General features: G+C 72.4%; 19 protein-coding genes. 1 reads left to right on the top strand and 18 read right to left on the bottom strand.

Annotated features, from left to right (window positions below):
* Positions 1–10: 10 nt before the first annotated feature.
* The 10 genes from ACGFRF_RS16285 to fmt form a co-directional block, all read right to left on the bottom strand.
* Entirely contained in the window at positions 11–799 is a 789-nt protein-coding gene (locus tag ACGFRF_RS16285) for a carbon-nitrogen hydrolase family protein (protein WP_393740305.1), read from the bottom strand.
* A gap of 548 nt (positions 800–1,347) precedes the next feature.
* Positions 1,348–1,800 carry an Lrp/AsnC family transcriptional regulator gene (locus ACGFRF_RS16290; RefSeq protein WP_067129751.1) on the bottom strand — a complete coding sequence of 151 codons (453 nt, stop codon included), beginning with the start codon at positions 1,798–1,800 and terminating at the stop codon, positions 1,348–1,350.
* A 27-nt stretch (positions 1,801–1,827) separates the two neighbouring features.
* Complete coding sequence (locus ACGFRF_RS16295; protein WP_393740307.1) at positions 1,828–3,318, bottom strand: amino acid permease; 1,491 nt, start codon at positions 3,316–3,318, stop codon at positions 1,828–1,830.
* A gap of 401 nt (positions 3,319–3,719) precedes the next feature.
* Positions 3,720–5,162, bottom strand: a complete 1,443-nt coding sequence (locus ACGFRF_RS16300) for a GuaB1 family IMP dehydrogenase-related protein (RefSeq protein WP_393740863.1) — start codon at positions 5,160–5,162, stop codon at positions 3,720–3,722.
* Positions 5,163–5,294: 132 nt separating this feature from the next.
* Positions 5,295–5,624, bottom strand: coding sequence for a barstar family protein (locus ACGFRF_RS16305; protein ID WP_393740308.1), 330 nt, complete (start codon positions 5,622–5,624; stop codon positions 5,295–5,297).
* On the bottom strand, positions 5,621–6,028 hold the full coding sequence (locus ACGFRF_RS16310; RefSeq protein WP_393740310.1) for a ribonuclease domain-containing protein: 408 nt from the start codon (positions 6,026–6,028) through the stop codon (positions 5,621–5,623). Before ACGFRF_RS16310 ends, ACGFRF_RS16305 begins: the two co-directional genes overlap by 4 nt.
* A gap of 62 nt (positions 6,029–6,090) precedes the next feature.
* Complete coding sequence (locus ACGFRF_RS16315) at positions 6,091–7,134, bottom strand: sugar-binding transcriptional regulator (protein ID WP_393740312.1); 1,044 nt, start codon at positions 7,132–7,134, stop codon at positions 6,091–6,093.
* A 90-nt stretch (positions 7,135–7,224) separates the two neighbouring features.
* On the bottom strand, positions 7,225–7,911 hold the full coding sequence (rpe, locus tag ACGFRF_RS16320) for a ribulose-phosphate 3-epimerase (RefSeq protein WP_393740314.1): 687 nt from the start codon (positions 7,909–7,911) through the stop codon (positions 7,225–7,227).
* A 143-nt stretch (positions 7,912–8,054) separates the two neighbouring features.
* Positions 8,055–9,473 carry an RsmB/NOP family class I SAM-dependent RNA methyltransferase gene (locus ACGFRF_RS16325; RefSeq protein WP_393740316.1) on the bottom strand — a complete coding sequence of 473 codons (1,419 nt, stop codon included), beginning with the start codon at positions 9,471–9,473 and terminating at the stop codon, positions 8,055–8,057.
* Between the two features lie 196 nt (positions 9,474–9,669).
* Complete coding sequence (gene fmt, locus ACGFRF_RS16330; protein WP_393740318.1) at positions 9,670–10,602, bottom strand: methionyl-tRNA formyltransferase; 933 nt, start codon at positions 10,600–10,602, stop codon at positions 9,670–9,672.
* 274 nt (positions 10,603–10,876) lie between these two features.
* Between fmt and ACGFRF_RS16335 the strand changes: the two genes are divergently transcribed.
* On the top strand, positions 10,877–11,419 hold the full coding sequence (locus tag ACGFRF_RS16335; protein ID WP_393740320.1) for a hypothetical protein: 543 nt from the start codon (positions 10,877–10,879) through the stop codon (positions 11,417–11,419).
* 342 nt (positions 11,420–11,761) lie between these two features.
* On the opposite strand, the gene ACGFRF_RS16340 is transcribed toward ACGFRF_RS16335, so the two are convergent.
* The 8 genes from ACGFRF_RS16340 to ACGFRF_RS16375 form a co-directional block, all read right to left on the bottom strand.
* Positions 11,762–13,909 carry a primosomal protein N' gene (locus tag ACGFRF_RS16340; RefSeq protein WP_393740322.1) on the bottom strand — a complete coding sequence of 716 codons (2,148 nt, stop codon included), beginning with the start codon at positions 13,907–13,909 and terminating at the stop codon, positions 11,762–11,764.
* Between the two features lie 353 nt (positions 13,910–14,262).
* Positions 14,263–15,471, bottom strand: coding sequence for a methionine adenosyltransferase (gene metK, locus ACGFRF_RS16345; protein ID WP_393740324.1), 1,209 nt, complete (start codon positions 15,469–15,471; stop codon positions 14,263–14,265).
* A gap of 283 nt (positions 15,472–15,754) precedes the next feature.
* Entirely contained in the window at positions 15,755–16,960 is a 1,206-nt protein-coding gene (gene coaBC / locus ACGFRF_RS16350; protein WP_393740325.1) for a bifunctional phosphopantothenoylcysteine decarboxylase/phosphopantothenate--cysteine ligase CoaBC, read from the bottom strand.
* Positions 16,961–17,091: 131 nt separating this feature from the next.
* Positions 17,092–17,364: a DNA-directed RNA polymerase subunit omega gene (rpoZ, locus tag ACGFRF_RS16355; protein WP_005319902.1), complete on the bottom strand. Its 273-nt coding sequence runs from the start codon at positions 17,362–17,364 to the stop codon at positions 17,092–17,094.
* 65 nt (positions 17,365–17,429) lie between these two features.
* A complete protein-coding gene (gene gmk / locus ACGFRF_RS16360) occupies positions 17,430–17,987 on the bottom strand; it encodes a guanylate kinase (protein ID WP_393740327.1) in 558 nt (185 codons plus the stop codon).
* Positions 17,988–18,047: 60 nt separating this feature from the next.
* Positions 18,048–18,371, bottom strand: a complete 324-nt coding sequence (locus tag ACGFRF_RS16365; protein WP_003977346.1) for an integration host factor — start codon at positions 18,369–18,371, stop codon at positions 18,048–18,050.
* A 268-nt stretch (positions 18,372–18,639) separates the two neighbouring features.
* Positions 18,640–19,485, bottom strand: a complete 846-nt coding sequence (gene pyrF / locus ACGFRF_RS16370; protein WP_393740328.1) for an orotidine-5'-phosphate decarboxylase — start codon at positions 19,483–19,485, stop codon at positions 18,640–18,642.
* Positions 19,482–20,588 (bottom strand): quinone-dependent dihydroorotate dehydrogenase, encoded by a 1,107-nt coding sequence (locus ACGFRF_RS16375; RefSeq protein ID WP_393740330.1) that lies wholly within the window; start codon positions 20,586–20,588, stop codon positions 19,482–19,484. Before ACGFRF_RS16375 ends, pyrF begins: the two co-directional genes overlap by 4 nt.
* Between the last annotated feature and the right edge of the window lie 46 nt (positions 20,589–20,634).

Genomic DNA, 20,634 nt, shown 5'->3' on the forward strand with positions numbered 1-20,634 from the left:
GGCCGGCGGCTCAGACGAGGGACCCGTACAGACCGGGGCGGCGGTCCTTCAGGTACGGGTTGGCCTCGCGGGCGGCGGCCAGGAAGGCGGGGTCGGCGTCGGCGATCACCAGCTGCTCGGCGCGCCCGGCGCGGGTGCGGGCGACGCCGTCGGGGCCGGCCAGGACGGAGAGGCCGACGAACTCGAACTCGCCTTCCTGTCCGGCCCGGTTGACGTAGGCGACGTACATCTGGTTCTCGAAGGCGCGCACCGGGATCATCGACTCGGCGACGAACTGGAAGGGGTGCATCTGCGCGGTCGGGACGACGAGGAGGTCGGTGCCGGCCAGGGCGTGGGCGCGGACGTTCTCCGGGAACTCGACGTCGTAGCAGATCATCAGGCCCACGGTCAGACCGTTCAGCTCGGCCTGGACGACCGGCTGCTCGCCCGGCGTGAAGTGGTCGCGTTCGAAGCAGCCGAAGAGGTGGGTCTTGCGGTAGTTCGCGAGCCGGGTGCCGTCGGCGGAGATCAGCTGGGCGGAGTTGTAGACGGTCTCGCCGTCGCGCTCCGGGTAGCCGTAGGCGATGGCGAGTCCGTGCCGGGTGGCGGTCTCGGCGATCGCGTCGGCGGAGTCGCCGTCGGCGGTCTCGGCGAGGCGGGCGATGTCGTCGCCGATCGCGTACCCGGTCAGGAACATCTCCGGAGCGGCCAGCAGCATGGCGCCCGCGGCGGCGGCACGGCCCGCGGCCTCGTCGAGGACCTCGAGGTTCTCGGCGACGGAGCCGGGGCGGCCGGAGCTCTGGAGCAGGGCGGTACGCATGCGTGATCCTCACCGGAACGGGTTTTTCGGGGGTCAGAAAGACGGTACGGTCGGCGCGCTCGGCCGGACAAGAAGGAGCCGTTGCGCGCCGGTGCGCGGATCGTTGCGTGCGGCGGGTGTCGAACGGCGATTCGTTGCGCGTCCCCGGAGGGGCGCCCGTCCGCGCGGGTGCAGACGGGGGGGCCGACGACCGGAGGCGCTGCGGTCGGCGCGATCCACCAGGCGGGCACGACGGGTTCCGCAGCCGAAGGAGCGGTCCAGGATCGGGCGGATCGCCTGCCGCAGCCGGGAATCGCGGACTTCCGGGTGACCATGGGGATCCGCGACGGCGCCCGGTCCTCGGCGGCCGTCTCCGCTTCCCGACGTAACGCCCGGGCCTTCCGGCTCGAAGCGGACGGCCCGGGCCGCACGCGTGTGAGCGCGCGGACCCGGGCCGTTTTCCCGGCTGGGGCGGAAGGCCGTACCTGCTGCCGCGATCGGCACCCGCGGGCACGCCGCCGGCATGCGCCGCCTGCTGCGGGCGATCGCCCGGGCGGCGAGGTGAACGCCTACCCCGGCGCCCCGGACGAGAACCGGCGCAGCAGCGGTGACAGGACCAGCACCGACTTGGTGCGTTCCACGAACGGCTCGCCGGCGATGCGTTCCAGCACGCGCTCGAAGTGGCGCATGTCGGAGGCGAAGACCTGGGCGATCGCGTCCGCGTCACCGGTGACGGTCGACGCGGCCACGACCTCCTGGTAGCGCTCCAGCCCTCGCTGGATGGTCTCCGGCGAGGTGTTGCGCCGGCAGTGGATCTCGATGTACCCCTCGGTCTCCCAGCCGAGCGCCGCCGGGTCCACCCGTACGGTGAATCCGGTGATGGCTCCGGTGGCGCGCAGCCGGTCCACGCGCCGCTTCACCGCGGGCGCGGACAGGCCGACCAGTTGCCCGATGTCGGCGTAGGAGCGGCGGGCGTCCTCGGCGAGGGCGTGCACGATGCGTTCGTCGAGATCGTTCAGCACAGGGGGTGGTTCACTTCTTCGGTCCGGTCACTTCTCTGCCGCCACCGCGAGGTCCCCGTCGGTCGCGAGCCGGGAACGGCGGTAGCCGTATACGAAGTAGAACACGAGCCCGACGGCCATCCAGACACCGAACACGATCCAGGTGACGGCGGACAGGCTGCCCATCATCCACACGCAGAAGGCGAAGCCCAGCGCGGGCAGCACCGGCGACAGCGGGACGCGGAACGTGCGCTCCATGTTCGGGCGGCTCCGGCGCAGCACCACGACGGCCACGTTGACCAGCGCGAAGGCGAACAGCGTGCCGATGCTGGTGGCATCCGCCAGCTGGCCCAGCGGGATCGCGGCGGCGAGGACACCGCAGAACAGGGACACGATGATCGTGTTGGCGCGCGGTGCGCCGCTCTTCGGGTGGACCTTGGAGAAGACCTTGGGCACCAGGCCGTCGCGGGACATCGCGAAGAGGATGCGGGTCTGGCCGTAGAGCACGGTCAGCACGACGCTGGCGATGGCGATGACCGCGCAGAAGGCCAGCAGGGTTCCCCAGAAGCTCTGTCCGGTGACGTCCGTCATGATCTGGGCGAGGGCTGCCTCGGAGTCCTCGAACGTCCGCCACGGCTTGGCGCCGACCGCGACGGCCGCGACCAGCACGTACAGGGCGGTCACGATGACCAGGGACAGCATGATCGCGCGGGGCAGGTCGCGCTGGGCGTTCTTGGCCTCCTCACCGGCGGTGGAGGCGGCGTCGAAGCCGATGTACGAGAAGAACAGGGTGGCGCCGGCCGCGCTGACGCCCGCCATGCCGAGCGGCATGAAGTGGGAGTAGTTGCCGGACTTGAAGCCCATGAAGCCGATGGCGCAGAACAGCACCAGCGCGGCGATCTTCACGCACACCATGACGGTGTTGGCGCGCGCCGACTCCTTGGCGCCGCCGAGCAGGAACACCATCGCCAGGAGCACGACGATCAGGGCGGGCAGGTTGAAGACGCCGCCGTCGACGCCGGGCGGGTTGGCGAAGGCGTCGGGGATGGTCACGCCGAGGGTGCCGTCCAGCAGTTCGTTGAGGTACTCGCCCCAGCCGACGGCCACGGCGGCCACCGAGACGCCGTACTCCAGCAGCAGACACCAGCCGCAGACCCAGGCGATCAGCTCGCCCATCGTTGCGTATGCGTACGAGTAGGAGGAGCCGGAGACCGGGATGGTGCCGGCCAGCTCGGCGTAGGAAAGGGCCGAGAACAGTGCGGTGAGACCGGCGATCACGAAGGAGAGGGTGACGGCCGGTCCCGCCTTCGGGACGGCCTCGCCGAGCACGACGAAGATGCCGGTACCCAGGGTGGCACCGATGCTGATCATGGTCAGCTGCCACAGCCCGAGGGAGCGGCGCAGCTGCCCACCCTCACCCTGGCCGCCCTCTGCGACCAGGCGTTCTACAGGCTTGCGACGCATGAGGCGCGCGGCGACGCCCGGGGACGCGGGGGCGGCCGTTCTCTGGTTCTGCGGGGGTGCGCCTTGGTCGAGCACGTGCTGGCTCCTTATCGCTGCCGGTCATTGAGGGTGGGGACCGGCGGCGCTCCGCCCAGGGCAGGAACCCGCCGAGCGGAGTCCCCGCCGCACCACGTACAGCGCAGCACCCTACGGGGGACGGCTTCACGGGCGTAATGCAGCAACCTTGCGCATGCCCGCATGATCATTGCGTTCCTCGCACCGGAATGCCAAATCGTTGCGCACGGACTGTCGACCGTTGCACGCTGCCTCACAGGCCACAGGCCGGGCGCCCCAGGGCCTTCCTCAGGAGGGCGCGGGTCTCGACGCACTCCGGGATCGCTCCGCGCCCTTGCCGCGACACCGGGCCCCGGACATGCCGACGACCCCCGTTCGTCCCGGATGACGGGAGGACGGGGGCCGTGGGAACGGGAGTCGGCTCAGACCCAGCTGGCGTGCAGCGGCTTGCCCTCGGCGTAGCCGGCCGCGCTCTGGATGCCGACGATCGCCTTCTCGGCGAACTCCTCCAGGGAGCCGGCACCGGCGTAGGTGCAGGAGGAGCGGACGCCCGCGATGATCGAGTCGATCAGGTCCTCGACGCCCGGGCGGGCCGGGTCGAGGAACATGCGCGAGGTGGAGATGCCCTCCTGGAACAGCGCCTTGCGGGCGCGGTCGTACGCCGACTCCTCCGACGTCCGGTTGGCCACGGCACGGGCGGAGGCCATGCCGAACGACTCCTTGTACGCACGGCCGTCGGCATCGAGGTGGAGGTCACCCGGCGACTCGTACGTGCCCGCGAACCAGGAGCCGACCATCACGTTGGACGCGCCGGCCGCGAGGGCCATGGCGACGTCGCGCGGGTGGCGGACCCCGCCGTCGGCCCACACGTGCTTGCCGTACTTCTTCGCCTCGGCGGCGCACTCCAGGACCGCGGAGAACTGCGGCCGGCCCACGCCGGTCATCATGCGGGTGGTGCACATCGCGCCGGGGCCCACACCGACCTTGATGATGTCCGCGCCGGCGTCGATCAGGTCCTTGACGCCCTCGGCGGAGACGATGTTGCCCGCGACGATCGGCACCCGGGGGTCGAGGGCACGCACCACCTTGATGGCGCTGATCATCGACTCCTGGTGGCCGTGCGCGGTGTCGATGACGAGCGTGTCCACGCCCGCGTCGAGCAGCAGCTTGGCCTTGCCCGCGACGTCGCCGTTGATGCCGACGGCCGCGGCGATCCGCAGCTTGCCGTTCGCGTCCACGGCCGGGGTGTACAGCGTGGCGCGCAGGGCGCCCTTGCGGGTGAGGATGCCGGCCAACTTGCCGTCCTTGTCGACGGCCGGGGCGTAGCGGCGGTTGTGCGCGTCGAGGGTGTTGAAGGCCTCGCGCGGGTCGATGTCCGCGTCCAGCAGGAGCAGGTCCTTGGACATGACCACTTCGAGCTGGGTGAAGCGGTCGACGCCGGTCAGGTCCGCGTCGGTGACGACGCCGACGGGCCGGTGGCTGTCGTCCACGACCACACCGGCGTTGTGCGCCCGCTTGGGCAGCAGCGCCAGGGCGTCGGCGACGGTCTGGTGCGGGGCGAGCACGATCGGGGTGTCCAGCACCAGATGGCGGCTCTTCACCCAGGAGACGACATCGGTGACCACGTCGATCGGGATGTCCTGCGGGATGACCACCAGGCCGCCGCGGCGGGCCACCGTCTCGGCCATGCGGCGGCCGGCGACGGCGGTCATGTTGGCGACGACGAGCGGGATGGTGGTGCCCGTGCCGTCCGGCGAGCTGAGGTCCACGCCCTGACGCGAGCCCACCGCGGAGCGGCTCGGCACCATGAACACGTCGTCGTACGTCAGGTCGTACGCGGGCTGGATGTCGTTGAGGAAACGCACGTGCTGCACATCCCAGTCGATCAGAGGCGACCCCCTGACAGGTGTGCCAGGGGGAAAGAGCACGTACTTCATTCTCCCATGTCACGGCCCGTGTCATGCCCTGACAGAACATCCAGGGTGCACGCCGATCACCTAGGAGGATCCTCCAAGGGCCAGGACGACGGCCAGGGAGTCAGTACGCTTCACCGCCTCGGTGAACACCTCCTGCGCGGTCCGCCACTCCTGCGGGCGCTCCTCGGCGTACGCCTGCCAGCCGCGCACGACGATCAGCAGCCCCCGCTCCACGGCGCCCTCGGGCCAGACGGTGTGGTCGGAGAGCGAATCGGCCAGCGCGTCCCAGTTGCGGCCGAACCAGTCGGGCAGCGCGAGGGCCCGGGCCACGCGGTCCATCAGGCCGGCCTTGTCCCCGACGCCGTCGAGGTCCAGCGCGACCAGGAGGCGGCCCGCCAGTTCTTCGCTCATCTCAGCACCGCCCGGAACGACTCGTAGTGATCATCGGTGTAGTAGGTCTCCCCGCCCTGCCCGGTGACGATGCGCCGGGCCCCGCGGTCGCGGGAGCCGGGCGTCCTGACGGTGTACTCGTGGTAGTAGCCGCGCCGGTGCCCCGGCAGATGTCCCTCGAAGTTGCCGAAGACGGCCCCGTCCCTGGCATACGGGTAGGGACCGCCCCGGTCGACGAGGGCGAGCGTCCTGCGGGCCTCGGCGGGGAGCCGGGACTCCTCGACGGTGCCCATGCCCTTCGCCCACGCCGGAGTGGACGCGCTCGAGCCGGTGGCGGTGCCGGCGGGGGGCGAGCATCCCGTCAGCAGGACGGAGAGGCAGACCAGCAGTCCCGCGAGCGCACGGGGGACGGACCGCAGCAGCATGCGGACGATGCTGCCACGGCCGTCCCGTCACGACGACGCCACCACCCGCCGCGGGGACCGGCTCAGGCGCCGTCCGGGTCCGCGCGGCTGAGCGCGGGCTTCGGCGTCGGCCCCGCCGTCATCAGGTAGTCCGCGGCGGAGGTGTCGGTCACCAGGCTGGTGACCAGCCCGGAGCGCAGCACCGCGTCGATCGCGGCCGCCTTGCGCTGTCCGCCGGCGATCGCCACGACCTCCGGGATACGGCGCAGCTGGTCGGTCTTGACCGTGATGCACCGCTCCCCCAGGTCGCGCCCGATCCGGCGCCCCTCGGCGTCGAAGAGGTGCGCGGACATCTCGGCGGCGACACCGAGCGAGGCGTAGTGCGCGCGCTCCTCGTCGCTGAGCATGTCGTGCACGGTCGAGATGCCCGGCTCCCAGGAGCCGATGGAGACGCAGGCGACCGTGACCTTGTCGAAGTACTCGAAGGCCCGGGCGATCCCGGTCTGATGGCGCAGCGCCGCCGCGGTGGCCGCGTCGGGCAGCAGCATCGGCGCGTAGATGGGGTGGGCGTCGCCGCCCGACACCTGGGCGGCGCGGCGCACGGCCTCCACCGAGCCGCGCTCGGCGGTCCCGGCGTCGTACACGCCCGTCAGCTGCACCACCGTGCACGGCGGCAGCCGGTCGAGCGCAGCCGCCATGTGGATGGTGGACCGGCCCCAGGCCAGCCCGAGCACGTCCCCCTCGTCGACGAGTTCGCCGAGCAGGTCGGCGGCGACCTCGCCGAGGTTCTCGGGGTCGGGGGTCTCCTCGGCGTCGGCCGGGGACTCGACCACGACGGCGTGCCTCAGGCCGTAGCGGGCGCGGAGCGCGTCGGAGCGCTCGGCGTCCAGCTCGGCCGGCACGCGGATCTCGATGCGTACGAGATCCCGTTCGAGGGCGGTCTCCAGGACCCGGGCCACCTTGAAGCGGCTGACGCCGAACTCCTCCGCGATCTGGATCTTGGACTTGCCCTCGAGGTAGAAGCGGCGGGCCATGGCCGCCGCCTGCACCAGCTCAGCGGGTCCCATCCGCATGGCTGACCGGCCCGCCGACATACCCGACACGGCGATCTCCTCACTGCTGTTCACACTCTGGATTCGCCGTTCATCCTTGCAGATTCGGCGCAACTGATCCGCCCTGATGGGCGCCGTTCACTTAACCGTTCATCTAGCTGTGGCTCAGTGGTCGCAAGCCCACGACGCCTTGGCGGTGGCCGTCTCCGCCTGGCTGCGCAGTGCACGGACCGCCTCGGCCGGGTCCTTCGCCCCGTACACGGCCGAGCCGGCCACGAACACGTCCGCTCCCGCGTCCGCGCACCGCTCGATCGTCGAGGCCGAGACACCGCCGTCGACCTGCAGCCAGAGCTGGAGACCGTGCTTGTCGATCAGCTCTCGGGTGCGGCGGATCTTCGGCAGCATGATGTCGAGGAACGCCTGGCCGCCGAAGCCGGGCTCGACCGTCATGATCAACAGCATGTCGAGTTCCGGCAACAGGTCCTCGAACGGCTCGATCGGCGTCGCCGGCTTGAGCGCCATCGAGGCGCGGGCGCCCTTGGCGCGGATCTCCCGGGCGAGCCGCACGGGGGCGGCGGCGGCCTCCACGTGGAAGGTGACGGAGGAGGCCCCCGCCTCGACGTACTGGGGAGCCCAGCGGTCGGGGTCCTCGATCATCAGGTGGCAGTCCAGCGGGGTGTCCGTCGCACGGGCCAGGGACTCCACCACCGGCACGCCGAGCGTCAGGTTGGGGACGAAGTGGTTGTCCATGACGTCGACATGGAGCCAGTCGGCGCCCTGGACCGCCTTGGCCTCCTCCGCGAGGCGGGCGAAGTCGGCGGACAGGATGCTGGGGTTGATCTGCACGGCCATGACCCAAGCCTGCCATGTTCGGGGCACTGATGTTCCCACTGGTCCACAGGCAAGGCCCCTCACAGGACCGTGTGACACTCAGCGCGGTCGCCCGGGGACAGCGAGCGTCCGGTGTCCCCGGCCCGGCGGACGGATCGCGTACCTCAGCCGGTCCGGCGGATCAGCGCCAGGTACATCGCGTCGGTGCCGTGCAGATGCGGCCACAGCTGCACGTCCGGGCCATCGCCGAGCGCGGGGACGCCGGGCAGCAGCGGGCGGGCGTCGATCAGCTCGGCGTCGGGCTGCTGCTTGAGCACGTCGGTGACGACCGCCCGGGTCTCGGCGAGATGCGGCGAGCAGGTGGCGTAGCCGACGACCCCGCCCACCCGCACGGAGTCGAGCGCGGTGCGCAGCAGGGAACGCTGGAGCGGCGCGAAGTTGTCCAGATCCTCGGGGCGCCGCCGCCAGCGGGCCTCGGGGCGCCGGCGCAGCGCGCCGAGCCCGGTGCAGGGCACGTCCATCAGCACGCGGTCGAAGGTGCCGGGCCGCCACGGCGGCCGGGTCCCGTCGGCGGCGATGACCTGGTACGGCCCGGGGTTCCCGGCCAGCGCCCTGGCCACCAGGCCGGCCCGGTGCGGCTGCTTCTCCGAGGCGAGCAGCGCGGCCCCGCGCTCGGCGGCGAGGGCGGCCAGCAGCGCGGCCTTGCCACCGGGCCCGGCGCACCCGTCGAGCCACTTCTCGTCCGGCCCGTCGATCGGGGCGTTCGCCAGCGCGAGCGCGACCAGCTGGCTGCCCTCGTCCTGCACTCCGGCGCGCCCGTCCCGCACGGCCTCGACCGCGCCCGGCTCCCCGCCCTCGGCGAGCCGCACGGCGTACGGCGACCAGCGCCCCGGCACGGCGGACTCCTCGCGCAGCAGTTCCTCGGCGGTGGCCCGTCCCGGCCGCGCGACGAGCGTCACCTCGGGCCGCTCGTTGTCGGCCTCCAGCAGGTCCTCGATACCGGCGCGCCCGCCGCCGAGGGAGTCCCAGAGCGCGGAGACGACCCAGCGGGGGTGCGAGTGCACGACGGCGAGGTGGTCCTCGGGGTCGTCGTCATAGGGCGGGGCGACCTTCTCGACCCACCCGTCGAGATCGTCCTGCGCCACCTTCCTGAGCACGGCGTTGACGAACTTGGCCCGCCCGTCCCCGAGCACCACCCGCGCCAGTTCGACGGAGGAGGACACGGCGGCGTGCGTCGGGATCCGCGTCCCGAGCAGCTGGTGCGCACCCAGGCTCAGCACATCGAGCACCGGCGGGTCGACCTCGCGCAACGGCCGGTCCACACATGCGGCGATGACGGCGTCGTACGTGCCCTGCCGGCGCAGCGTGCCGTACACCAGCTCGGTGGCGAGGGCGGCGTCCCGGGCGTCGAAGTCGCCCTTGTCGCGCGCCTTCCTGAGCAGCGGCGGCAGCACGAGGTTGGCGTACGCGTCCCGCTCGTCGACCGCGCGCAGCGCCTCGAAGGCCAGGATGCGGACGGGGTCCTTCTGGGGACGGCGGTAGGGCTTGGCGGGCCTGCGGGGCCGCCGGGACTGCTCGCTCACGAAAAAGGTGCTCCGGATGTGAAGAGGGGGGTGCGCCCCCCAGCCTACGTCGGCGGCGCACGGCCCCGGCCGCCCGGGGCTCGTCGTCCGGCGCGACCGGCCGAGCCGTCGGACCTGCGTGACATGGCGGCGCTGGCGCACCCGCCTGCCCGGCTTCCATGGCCCGGCCGTCGTCGGCCACGGAGCCCCCACGGCCTCAGCCGCCGAGCGTCTCGCTCTCCGCGATGCGGACGCCGCGTGCCCAGTCGGCCGCGCGCATCGGCTTCTTGCCCTGGGCCTGTACCCAGAGCAGCTCGACGGCGTACGAGCCGGTGCCCACGTGCACGCTGTTCTTGCCCACCGCGAGCTGTCCCGGCGCGAGGTCGGTCCGCTCGGGCACGGGCCTGACCTGGATCAGCTTGAGCCGCTCCCCGCGGAACACGGTCCAGGCGCCGGGCGCCGGGGTGCAGCCGCGTACGACCCGGTCGACCCGCAGCGCGGGCGCCGACCAGTGCACCTGGGCGTCCTCGACGGTGATCTTCGGCGCTAGGGTGATGCCGTCGGACGGCTGCGGCACCGCCTTCAGGGTGCCGTCCTCGATGCCGTCCATGGTCGCGGCGAGCAGCCCGGCACCCGCGAAGGCGAGCCGGGTGAGCAGGTCGCCGCTGGTGTCGGTGGGCCGGATCTCCTCGGTCACGGTCCCGTAGACCGGCCCGGAGTCGAGGCCCTCCTCGATGAGGAAGGTGGAGGCACCGGTGATCTCGTCGCCCGCCATGACGGCGTGCTGCACGGGTGCGGCCCCGCGCCAGGCGGGCAGCAGCGAGAAGTGCAGGTTGACCCAGCCGTGGGCGGGGATGTCCAGGGCCACCCTGGGCAGCAGAGCGCCGTAGGCGACGACGGGGCAGCAGTCGGGCGCGATCTCCGTCAGCCGCTCCAGGAACTCGGGGTCCCGCGGCCTGACCGGCTTCAGCACCTCGATCCCGGCCTCCTCCGCCCGCTCGGCCACGGGCGACGCGACCAGCCTGCGCCCGCGCCCGGCCGGCGCGTCGGGCCGCGTGACGACGGCGGCCACCTCGTGCCGCCCGGAGGCGAGCAGAGCGTCCAGGGCGGGAACGGCGACCTCGGGGGTACCGGCGAAGACGAGCTTCATGGGCGGGATCGGGCCTCTCGGGCGGGGGTTGGACGGGCGGCGCACCAGTCTATGACCACGCTCGGAAAGCCGCAGACGGCGAACACCCCTGCGCGTTCACGCGTCTCGGCCCACAGGCGGGCGGCGCGCGAGCCGGGGGGCGGCGTACGCATATGCCCGTACGCCCCCAGCCCGTGACCAGCGGAGCGTAAGCGCGTTGGTCAAGAAAGAGTTGACCACATCGGGCCGCCTTCGCGGCCCAATTCCTTTCAACGCCGGTTCGAGAGGCTTGTTCATGGCCGACCACGCAACCCACGACGCCCAGGCCCGGGCCAGCCTGCACTTGCTGGTGCGGGACATCGAGCGGGTCCGCCGGCAGGTGGACGCGCTGCGCACGCTCACCGCCCAGTTGGGCAACGTCTACCGCCCGCGCCGCTCCGGCCCGTCCACGGGCTTCGTCGTCTACGGACGCGCCCCCGCCCCGACGGTGCGCCTGGCCCAGGAACTCCGGGACAGTGTCGAAACCCTGGTCACGGCCGCCGTGGACTTCGACCGTTCACTCGGCTTCTCGTGGGACGCGGTGGGCTCGGCGCTCGGGGTCACCAAGCAGGCGGTGCACCGCCGTTACGGCGCCCGCCGTGCCGCGGCCCAGGCGGCCGCCGAGTCGGAGCGGACGACCGAGCCGTCCGGCAGCCGCACGATCAATGTGAACACCGGCCTGCCCACGGTGCCGACGGTCCCCGCCGCCCGTTCCATGCCCACCCAGCCGACCGCGGGCAGCCCGGCCCTGCGCGACGACGCCCGGCCGACGGCCTTCCCGGCTCCACGCAACGGCTGACGACCCGCCCCTGCCCTCCCGGAAGCCCCCGGAAGCCCTCCGGGAGGGGGGAGCGTCCCGGCCCACGACCGGGCAGCCGCGCCCGGTCACGCCGCGGAACACGCGCCTGGTCACGCCGACGGCGGGCCCACCTCGTGCCGGCGGCGGAACGCCACCACGGCCCCGCGCCCGCCACCGCGGACGTCCGCCCCCGCGCTGCACCTGCCGACCCGCTGGTCACCGGTCACCGCGAACCCCGCCCGCACGACGCGCCCGTCACCGCGAACGCCCCCGCAGCAGCAGGACGAGCGCCGGCAACAACGCAGCCATGACCTCTGTGCGCCGGCCGGCGGCAAGACCGCGTCAGCCGATGTCCGGTGGATCGATCCGTACCCGCACCGGCTCCTCGCTCCCCCGCGCCATGCGAGCGGCCTGCGCGGTCTTCAGGGCGGAGGCCAGCGCGGCCCCGCTGCCCGGCGGTACGCGTACGAGCGCCCGCTCCCAGTGCTCGCCCGGCGGTGGCGCACCGGGCCTGCGGGGCCGGCCGGGCACCGTGGACGGAACCGGTACCGGCCCCAACACCTCGGCGTCCGGTGGCAGTTCGACCGCCGCCAGGAAGTCGGCGACGGCCGAGGGCGTGCCGGACACGGCCGCCATCCGCGACACCGGCGGAAAGCCCAGCTCGGCCCGCTCGGCCAGCTCTCGCACCGCGTGCCCGACGGGGTCCCACCGCACGAGTGCCTGCACGGGCCGCAGAGTCGGCTCGGCCACCACGACGACGGTCCCGCCCTGCTCCTGGGGCCGTACGAGTGCTCCCGCCGCGATCCACCGGCGCAGCGCGTCCTCACCGGCCCGCAGGTCGGGCCGTACGAGCATGGCCCAGCCGTCCAGCAGCAGCGCCGCCGCGTAACCGCCCTCGGCGACCGGTTCGGCACCCGGGGTGCTGACGACCAGCGCGGGCGTGCCCGGCACGGTGTCCAGCACGTGTTCCCGCCCCGAGGTGCGCACCGGTACGGCGGGAAAGGCCCGGCCCAGTTCCTCAGCGGTCCGCCGCGCGCCCACGACCTGGGCGCGGAGCCGGAAACCGCCGCACTCCGGGCAGTGCCAGGCGCTCTCCTCACGCCCGCACCACCCGCACCGCAGGATGCCCCCGTCCTGCCCTTCGAGCGGCCCCGAACAGTGCCGGCAGCGCGCGGGGGCGCGGCACTGGGCGCAGGCCATGCGGGGCGCGTAACCGCGTCGGGGCACCTGGACCAGTACCGGACCGTGCCGCAGACCCTCGCGGGCCGCCTGCCAGGCCAGCGTGGGCAGCCGGGCGGCGCGGGCGGCCTCGTCGCGCGCGAGGTCGTTGTCCCCCACGGTCCGCACCAGGGGTGCGGCCCGCCGCACCTGCTCCCGCCCGGCGACCAGCGGCCGGGCCCAGCCGCTCTCGACGAGTTGGGCGGCTTCCACGGTGCAGCCGAAGGCGCCCACCAGGAAGGCGCACTTGTCCAGCGCGGCGCGCAGCAGCAGGACGTCCCGCGCGTGCGGCTGCGGGGCGTGCTGCTCGCTGTGACTGTCGTCGCCGTCGTCCCAGATGGCGACGAGCCCCAGGTCCGGTACGGGAGCGAACATGGCCGCACGCGTCCCGACGACCGCCCGTACCGAGCCCCGCCGCACCGCGAGCCACTGCGCGTACCGCTTCTCGGGCCCGGCGTCGGCGGTGAGCAGCACGTGCCGGTCGGCACCGAGCAGCGCGGTGAGCGCGGCGTCGACCCGCGCGGCGGCCCGCCCGTCGGGTACGACGACGAGGGCGCCGCGTCCCGAGGCGAGGGTGGCGGCGACGGCCCGGGCGAGTTCCTCGCTCCACAGCGGGCCGGGCAGCGCGTTCCACACGGCACGGGGGGCTCCCCCGGAGGCGAGCGCCTCCAGGAAGGCACCCCCGTGCTCGTACCGCGTCCAGGACCCGGCGTCCGGGGCCTGCGGAGGCGGCAGAGGGGCGGGCGACGGCCGCTGCTCGGCCCGCGCGCTGCGCGGGGGGACGGCCAGCTGGAGGACGTCGGCGAGGCTCCCGGCGTACCGGTCGGCGACGGCCCGCGCGAGCCCGAGCAGTTCCTCGCTCAGCACCGGCTCCGGCGAGACGACCTGGGCGAGTGCGGCCAGCGGTCCGGAGTAGTCGGTCTCGGCCCGCCGCTCGACGAGGAAGCCGTCGATGAGCCCGCCGCCCTCCCGGCGCCCCTCGCGCACGCGGCCACGCCCCGCCCCGAACCGCACCCGTACCCGCACTCCGGGCTGCGCCTGCTCGTCCAGCTCCTCGGGCACCGCATAGTCGAAGTACCGGTCGAGGTGCAGCACACCCTTGTCGACCAGGACCCGCGCCACGGGCAGTTCCTTGGCGAGCGCGGCCCCCCGCCAGGTCCGCGGCTTGGCACGCGGCGCCTTCGCCTGGCGCACGCTCTCCCGAATGAGCGCGAGCTGCTCCGGCGGCGCGCCTTCGCCCCCGCCGTCCCCCACTCCGTTCCCGCTGCTCACGCTTGCATTCTTACCAAACGGCGCTGACAACAGCGCCTGCCGGCGGGCACCGCCCCTACGTCTGCGGCCATGACCGGACCCGACGCAGCCGTTCCCCCGGTCTTCCGCGCCGGTCTCGCTGCCCGTCCCTCCGGGAAGGGCAGCGACGGCGACGACCCGGACGGGGCGTCGGCGGGCATCACCAGGCAGCACCTGTCCCGGACCGTCTTCGAAGACTCGTCGAGGGTGGTGCTCGCCACCGCACCCACCTGGCGGCGGTCGGCTGCCCGGCGGACACGACGAGGCGGCCCGCGGACACGCCGAGGCCCGGCCCCCGAAGGGAGGCCGGGCCTCGGCGAGAAGCAGGACGGGGGTTACAGGCCCACGGCCGTGCGCAGGGCGTCCACGCGGTCGGTGCGCTCCCAGGTGAAGTCGGGCAGCTCGCGGCCGAAGTGGCCGTACGCCGCCGTCTGGGCGTAGATCGGGCGGAGCAGGTCGAGGTCGCGGATGATCGCGGCCGGGCGGAGGTCGAAGACCTCGTCGATCGCCTTCTCGATCTTCTCGGTGTCGATCTTGGCCGTGCCGAAGGTCTCCACGAACAGGCCGACCGGCTCGGCCTTGCCGATGGCGTAGGCGACCTGGACCTCGCAGCGCGAGGCCAGACCGGCCGCCACGACGTTCTTGGCGACCCAGCGCATGGCGTAGGCGGCCGAGCGGTCGACCTTGGACGGGTCCTTGCCCGAGAAGGCGCCGCCGCCGTGGCGGGCGAAGCCGCCGTAGGTGTCGATGATGATCTTGCGGCCGGTGAGGCCGGCGTCGCCCATCGGGCCGCCGATCTCGAAGCGGCCGGTCGGGTTGACCAGCAGCCGGTAGCCCTCGGTGTCCAGCTTGATGCCCTCGTCCAGGAGCGCCTTCAGCTCCGGCTCGACGACGAACTCGCGGATGTCGGGGGCCAGCAGCGACTCCAGGTCGATGTCGGAGGCGTGCTGGGAGGAGACGACCACCGTGTCGAGGCGGACGGCCTTGTCGCCGTCGTACTCGATGGTGACCTGCGTCTTGCCGTCCGGGCGCAGGTAGGGGATGGTGCCGTTCTTGCGGACCTCCGAGAGGCGCTTGGACAGCCGGTGCGCCAGGAAGATCGGCAGCGGCATGAGGGTCGGCGTCTCGTCGGACGCGTACCCGAACATCAGGCCCTGGTCGCCCGCGCCCTGCCGGTCCAGCTCGTCCTCGTCGCCCTCGACCCGGGCCTCGTACGCCGCGTCGACACCCTGCGCGATGTCCGGGGACTGCGCGCCGATGGACACCGACACTCCGCAGGAGGCGCCGTCGAAGCCCTTCTTGGAGGAGTCGTAGCCGATCTCGAGGATCTTGTTGCGGACGAGGGTCGCGATGTCCGCGTACGCCTTCGTCGTCACCTCGCCGGCCACGTGCACCAGGCCGGTGGTGATCAGCGTCTCGACGGCGACGCGGGAGGTCGGGTCCTCGCGCAGAAGCGCGTCGAGAATGGTGTCGCTGATCTGGTCAGCGATCTTGTCGGGGTGACCCTCGGTCACGGACTCCGAGGTGAACAGGCGACGGGACACAACGCTCCCTGTGGTTGCAGCGGCTGCTGGCTGATCATTTGCGGACGACGCGAGGGCTGCGCCCGGCGTCGGCCGTCAACAGTTTATCGGTCGCACTCTGCCGATGGGCCACCGTCTCGCCTCTCGGGAGCGCTGTGACCTGCGGCACGGGCATTCTGCACAATGCCGAGCGGCCTTGGCCAGGGCGTCCACGCGACATTGTCCGGTGGGAAAGAGACGTCGAACGGCTGAAACAAATCGGCCCGAACGGCCGAACGGGGTTGCCCCCGGACGGCCGAACGGGTCAGCCCAGCCGGGGGGCCACGAGGTCCCAGACAGTGTCCGCGAGGGCTTCCTTGGGTCCCTGCGGAACGGGGGTCTCGCTGCCGTCGGCACCCAGCACGACCGCCTCGTTCTCCTCGGAGCCGAACGTCTTGCGCTCCCCCACCTCATTGACGACGAGCAGGTCGCAGCCCTTGCGGGCGAGCTTGGTGCGGCCGTTGGCGAGGACGTCGTCGGTCTCGGCGGCGAAGCCGACGATCACCTGGCCGGGGCGGGCGCGGTCGGCCGAGATCTCCGCGAGGATGTCCGGATTACGTACCAGGACGATCGGGTCGGGGTCCTGGCCGTCCTTCTTCTTGATCTTCCCGGCCGCGTAGGCGGCCGGGCGGAAGTCGGCGACGGCGGCGGCCATGACCACGGCGTCGGCGTCCGCCGCCGCCTTCAGGACCGCCTCGCGCAGCTGGACGGCCGTGCCGACGCGCACGACGTCGACGCCGGCCGGGTCGGGCAGGCCGGTGTTGGCCGCGATCAGGGTCACCCGGGCGCCGCGGGCCGCGGCGGTGCGGGCCAGGGCGTAGCCCTGCTTGCCGGAGGAGCGGTTGCCGAGGAAGCGGACCGGATCGAGGGGCTCACGCGTGCCGCCCGCGGAGACGACGACATGGCGTCCCTGGAGGTCGGGCTCCGCGACACCTCGGGCCAGCACCCGGCGGCAGACCTCGAAGATCTCCACCGGGTCGGGCAGCCGGCCCTTGCCGGTGTCGACACCGGTGAGGCGGCCGACGGCGGGCTCGATGACGACGGCGCCGCGGCGGCGCAGCGTGGCCACGTTCTCCTGGGTGGCGGGGTGCTCCCACATCTCGGTGTGCATGGCGGGCGCGAAGACGACCGGGCAGCGGGCGGTGAGGAGCGTGTTGGTCAGCAGGTCGTCGGCGAGGCCGTGCGCGGCCTTGGCGAGCATGTCGGTCGTCGCCGGGGCCACGACGACCAGGTCGGCGTGCTGGCCGATGCGGACGTGCGGGACCTCGTGGACGTCGTCCCAGACCTCGGTGGAGACGGGGTTGCCGGACAGGGCGGACCAGGTGGCGGCGCCGACGAAGTGCAGCGCGGAGGCGGTGGGCACCACCCGCACGTCGTGGCCCGACTCCGTGAACCTTCTCAGCAGCTCACAGGCCTTGTACGCGGCGATCCCGCCGCTGACCCCCAGAACAACCCTCGGCTTGTCCGCCATCTCTCGCCATCTCTCCCCGGCTCGGCACCACGTGAGGCTACGTACGAGGCTACGTACGAGACCATCACACACCACAGGCCCGGCAGCGTGACTGCCGGGCCTGTGGATAAAGCAACTGCGATCTGAAAGTACTACTGCGCCGGGCCCTCGATGGCCTCGGAGGTCAGCAGACCGGCGTTGATCTCGCGCAGGGCGATCGAGAGCGGCTTCTCGTGCACGTGGGTGTCGACGAGCGGACCGACGTACTCGAGGAGGCCCTCGCCGAGCTGCGAGTAGTACGCGTTGATCTGACGGGCACGCTTGGCCGCGTAGATCACGAGGCTGTACTTCGAGTCGGTGGCCTCGAGAAGCTCGTCGATCGGCGGGTTGATGATGCCCTCGGGCGCGGTGATGGAAGAGGACACGCTCTACCTTCCGATGGGTGGGAAAGATTCAGTCGGTGTGACCGGCGCGCATGCGGCGGTCAGGATCACACAACGTCCATCAAGGCTAGCAGCTCGCGGGCCACGTCCTCGACGGAGGTGTTGACCAAGGTCTCGTCGAACTCCGGCTCGGCCGCCAGCTCGGTCCTCGCCGCCTCCAGGCGGCGCTCGATGACCTCGGGCGGCTCGGTGCCCCGCCCGGTGAGCCTGCGCACCAGCTCCTCCCAGGAGGGCGGAGCCAGGAACACCAGCTGGGCGTCGGACATGGACTCGCGGACCTGCCGGGCCCCCTGGAGGTCGATCTCCAGCAGGACGGGCTCGCCGTTCTCCAGCCGCTCCTGCACGGCCGCGCGGGGCGTGCCGTAGCGGTTGCCGGCGAACTCGGCCCACTCCAGCAGCTCGCCGTTGGCGATCAGCTTGTCCATCTCCTCGTCGGTGACGAAGAAGTAGTGGACTCCGTGCTGCTCGCCGGGTCGCGGCTTGCGGGTGGTCGCCGACACCGAGAGCCAGACCTCGGGGTGTTCCTTGCGCATATGGGCGACGACCGTGCTCTTGCCGACCCCCGAGGGGCCGGAGAGCACGGTCAGCCGCGGACGTTCACTCATGCAGCGATTATTCCAGCAATCCCGGAGTACCCGGGACTCCCGGTCCGGCGGGGGCCGGACTCAGGAGCCGGTGCTGCCGAACTCACGCTCCAGGGACGCGATCTGGTTGGAACCGAGGCCCCGCACGCGGCGGCTTTCGGAGATGCCCAGACGCTCCATGATCTGCTTGGCGCGGACCTTGCCCACGCCCGGCAGGGACTCGAGCAGTGCGGAGACCTTCATCTTGCCGATGACGTCGTTCTCCTGGCCCTGCTTGATGACCTCGTGCAGGGAGGCGCCGGAGTGCTTGAGTCGATTCTTGACCTCGGCCCGCTCCCGGCGAGCCGCGGCGGCCTTTTCGAGCGCGGCTGCGCGCTGTTCAGGGGTAAGGGGCGGAAGAGCCACGCCTACGTCACCTCGGATGTCGAACTGTCGGATACGGACCGGTGAGGAACCTAGTCGCCCCACACCTGGGGAGCTACGAGCAACACGCTTCGCCCGTTCACTCTGCTCGGAGACTAGCGGGCAAGTCCGCCAGAGTCAGCGAGAACAGCGGAAAAGTCCTGGTCAGCCTCCGCCAGGCCGGACATTTCAGACATACTGCCCTCGATTTGAGGATGTATTCACACTCAAGCCGCCCCGGCGTCGCCCGGCCGGGCACTCGTCGGAGGACTCAGGCACCGCCGACGGCGGTCCGGATCTCCTCCGCGAAGCGCTCGGTGGCGGTGCGCAGCGTCCCGATGCCGGGACCGTGACGCAGCACACCCCGGCTGACGTTCGGCACGACGTTGCGCACCGCCGAGCCGAAGACCTTGGGGAGGTCGGCCGCGGTCGCCCCCTGCGCGCCGACACCGGGCGCGAGGAGCGGGCCGTTGATGTCGAGGTCGTACGTCGACAGGTCGCCGACCGTGGCGCCGACGACCGCCCCGAAGGAGCCCAGCGGCTCCTCCCCGGCGTTCTCGGCGGCCAGGTGCGCCAGCATGGTCGCGCCCACCCCGCGGCCGTCGGTGCGAACCGCGTGCTGGACCTCGGGGCCCTCGGGGTTCGAGGTCAGGGCCAGCACGAACAGCCCGGCACCGCTCTCCCGGGCCTGCACGACGGCCGGGCTGAGCGAGCCGTAGCCGAGGTAGGGCGAGACGGTGAGGGCGTCGGAGAACAGCGGGGCGTCCTTGTGCAGGTAGGCCTCGGCGTATCCGGCCATGGTGGAGCCGATGTCGCCGCGCTTGGCGTCCATGACGACGAGGGTGCCGGCCGCGCGCGCCTCCTGGACCGTCTTCTCCAGGACGGCGATGCCGCGCGAGCCGAACCGCTCGAAGAAGGCGCTCTGCGGCTTCATGACGGCGACCCTGTCGGCCACCGCCTCGACGACCGTGCGGCTGAACCGCTCCAGACCGGTGACGTCGTCGTTCAGGCCCCACTCGGCGAGCAGGGAGGCGTGCGGGTCGATGCCGACGCACAGCGGGCCGCGCTCGTCCATGGCCCGGCGCAGCCGGGCGCCGAAGGGTTCGAGAACACTCATGCGGTCTTCCTCACATCGGCGCCGACCGCGTCGGCGAGGGTGGCGTACGGGCTGGTGCGCAGGCGCGCGGCGAGGCCCTTGTGGATCGCGCGGGACCAGAACGGGCCCTCGTAGACGAAAGCGCTGTACCCCTGCACCAGCGTGGCACCGGCCAGGATCCGCGTCCAGGCGTCCTCGGCGGTTTCGACGCCGCCGACGCCCACCAGGGTGATCCGGTCGCCCACGCGCGCGTACAGGCGGCGCAGGACCGCCAGGGACCGCTCCTTGAGGGGGGCGCCGGACAGGCCGCCGGTCTCCTTCACGAGCGAGGGGGCGGACCGGAGACCGAGGCCCTCGCGCGCGATGGTGGTGTTGGTGGCGATGATGCCGTCCAGGCCCAGCTCCACGGCCAGGTCGGCGACGGCGTCGATGTCCTCGTCGGCGAGGTCGGGGGCGATCTTCACCAGGAGCGGGACGCGCCGGCCCGGGACCGTGCGGTCCGCGGCCTCGCGCACGGCGCTCAGCAGCGGGCGCAGCGCCTCGGTGGCCTGCAGGTTGCGCAGGCCGGGCGTGTTCGGCGAGGAGACGTTCACGACCAGGTAGTCGGCGTACGGGGCGAGCCTTTCGGCCGACTTCACGTAGTCGCCGACGGCCTCCGCCTCCGGTACGGCCTTGGTCTTGCCGATGTTGACGCCCACGACGGTCCTGAAGACCGGCTCACGGGTCGCGAGACGGGCCGCCACGGCCAGCGAGCCGTCGTTGTTGAAGCCCATGCGGTTGATCAGCGCCCGGTCCGCGACGAGCCGGAACAGCCGCTTCCTGGGGTTGCCGGGCTGCGGCTCCCCCGTCACGGTGCCGATCTCGACGTGGTCGAAGCCCAGCATCGACATCCCGTCGATGGCCACGGCGTTCTTGTCGAAGCCGGCGGCGAGCCCGAAGGGGCCGTGCATGCGCAGCCCGAAGGCCTCGGTGCGCAGTTCCTTGTAGCGGGGGGCGAGCGCGGCCGCGACGAACGTGCGCAGCACCGGGACGCGAGCGGCGAGGCGGATCCAGCGGAAGGCCAGGTGGTGGGCCTGTTCCGGGTCCATCCGGGTGAAAACCAGACGGAAGAAGAGCTTGTACATCTCGTAAGTCCTCAGGGGTCTTCATGAGGCCTCAGGGGTCCTCATG

This window comes from Streptomyces sp. NPDC048521 (genome assembly GCF_043199855.1).
Taxonomy (GTDB): domain Bacteria; phylum Actinomycetota; class Actinomycetes; order Streptomycetales; family Streptomycetaceae; genus Streptomyces.

Excerpts from the sequence above, each read along its gene's own strand:
- coaBC (WP_393740325.1), bottom strand. The coding sequence starts at position 16,960 with ATGGCGGACAAGCCGAGGGTTGTTCTGGGGGTCAGCGGCGGGATCGCC.
- pyrF (WP_393740328.1), bottom strand. The coding sequence starts at position 19,485 with ATGAGTGTTCTCGAACCCTTCGGCGCCCGGCTGCGCCGGGCCATGGAC.
- ACGFRF_RS16305 (WP_393740308.1), bottom strand. The coding sequence starts at position 5,624 with ATGAGCGAAGAACTGGCGGGCCGCCTCCTGGTCGCGCTGGACCTCGAC.
- gmk (WP_393740327.1), bottom strand. The coding sequence starts at position 17,987 with ATGAGTGAACGTCCGCGGCTGACCGTGCTCTCCGGCCCCTCGGGGGTC.
- ACGFRF_RS16310 (WP_393740310.1), bottom strand. The coding sequence starts at position 6,028 with ATGCTGCTGCGGTCCGTCCCCCGTGCGCTCGCGGGACTGCTGGTCTGC.
- ACGFRF_RS16375 (WP_393740330.1), bottom strand. The coding sequence starts at position 20,588 with ATGTACAAGCTCTTCTTCCGTCTGGTTTTCACCCGGATGGACCCGGAA.
- ACGFRF_RS16335 (WP_393740320.1), top strand. The coding sequence starts at position 10,877 with ATGGCCGACCACGCAACCCACGACGCCCAGGCCCGGGCCAGCCTGCAC.
- rpe (WP_393740314.1), bottom strand. The coding sequence starts at position 7,911 with ATGGCCGTGCAGATCAACCCCAGCATCCTGTCCGCCGACTTCGCCCGC.
- fmt (WP_393740318.1), bottom strand. The coding sequence starts at position 10,602 with ATGAAGCTCGTCTTCGCCGGTACCCCCGAGGTCGCCGTTCCCGCCCTG.
- ACGFRF_RS16285 (WP_393740305.1), bottom strand. The coding sequence starts at position 799 with ATGCGTACCGCCCTGCTCCAGAGCTCCGGCCGCCCCGGCTCCGTCGCC.